This window comes from Streptomyces sp. NPDC050549 (assembly GCF_040655035.1).
GTDB lineage: Bacteria > Actinomycetota > Actinomycetes > Streptomycetales > Streptomycetaceae > Streptomyces.
This window is the reverse complement of the sequence record NZ_JBFAJD010000120.1, coordinates 1-1,446: the sequence shown is the minus strand read 5'-3', so window position 1 is coordinate 1,446 and position 1,446 is coordinate 1. Positions and strand designations below refer to the sequence as shown.

Here is a 1,446-nt window from a genome sequence, read left to right as displayed (position 1 = left end):
AAAGGACTTCCCAATCGTGATGTCAAGCCGCAGCCGTGACGGGAGGTGAACCTTGATAGCACTGTCCGTCACGAAGCATCGCCCACAAGACGTTGAGCCTTCGGCGAGCGAGAGCGAGCAGGGCCTGCTTGTGGCCCTTCCCCTCGCTCCTCTTCCGCTGGTAGTACGCCTTGGAGGCGGGACACGTCGTGATACTGACCATCGCCGACAGGTACATCGACCGCAGCAGTCCGCGGTGGTATCGCCGAGGCCTGCGCAGGTTGCCGCTGACGCGGCCCGAGTCGCGAGGCCGTGGGGCAAGACCGGCGAAGCCGGCCAGGCGGTCGGCGCTACCAAAGGCGTCCATGTCGCCGCCGGTCGCGGCGATGAACTCGGCGCCGAGCTTGGCCCCCATGCCGGGCAGGCTGCGGATCACCTCGGCGTGAGGATGCTCGCGAAACCGGGCCTCTATCAGGGCATCGAGCTCGGCGATCTCCTCATCGAGGGCCATCACCCCTTTCGCGAGGCGGACCACCATGGCGGCAGCCAGCTTCTCGCCGGGCAGTGCCGTCTGCTGGGCCTGGGCAGCCTCTACGGCCGTCTTCGCAAGTGCGGCGGCGCTGCGGACCTTGCGGTTCTTCAGCCAGGTCTCGATGCGCCTGACGCCGGCGCGACGGATCGCGGCCGGGGTCTGGTAGCCGGTCAGCAGCATGACCGGCCCCTTGTTGACCAGTTCCAGGGATCGCTCCAACGCGGGGAATATCTCAAGGAGTTGGGCACGGAGCCGGTTGATCTGCCGGGTGCGGTCGAAGACCACGTCCAGGCGCCGGTTGGTCAGCGTGCGCAGGTCCACGGCGATCTCGTCGCCGGGCCGCAGCAGGCCGAGGTCGCGACGGACGCGTGCTTGGTCGGCGATGACGAAGGCGTCCTTCGCGTCCGTCTTGCCTTCGCCCTTGTAGGTGGCCGAGGCGCGGTGAACTGCCAGGCCGGTCAGATAGGCCATGGGCTGGTCGTGGCTGAGGAGCATGCCGATCAGCAAGGCGGCGCCACCGTGGTTGAGGTCGACGGCCCACAGCACGTCGGTGGATATCGCCAGGACGTCGCCGATGAGCTGGAGCAACTCGCTCTCGTCGTTGAGGACCCGGCGCGACAGCAGCCGATCACCGTCCGCGTTGATCACCACACAGTGGTGATGTTCCTTGCCGATGTCCACTCCGGCCCAGATCTCGGGCACGGTCACCTCCGTCAGCCTGCCGTCTCACAAGTCACCCGCAGACGACCTCGCCGACGTTGTCCTACAGCAGCGATCGGGTCGCATCTCCCAATTGGCGGTCGAGTCGTCGCGGGGTTCCGGGCGGCCAAGTCCTTTGAGCCTTGCCAACGGCGCCGCCATGACAGCCATACCCAGAACCCCTGGGCCCTCCGATCTTACGAATGACCAGAGCAACCACCCTTGAAAGGTAGGAC

Annotated in this window: 1 protein-coding gene; it reads right to left on the bottom strand. The window is 66.6% G+C overall.

Features of this window, described 5'->3' with window-relative positions:
• Positions 1-22: 22 nt before the first annotated feature.
• Positions 23-1,219 (bottom strand): IS110 family transposase, encoded by a 1,197-nt coding sequence (locus AB0I51_RS48395; protein ID WP_362985925.1) that lies wholly within the window; start codon positions 1,217-1,219, stop codon positions 23-25.
• Positions 1,220-1,446 lie beyond the last annotated feature (227 nt).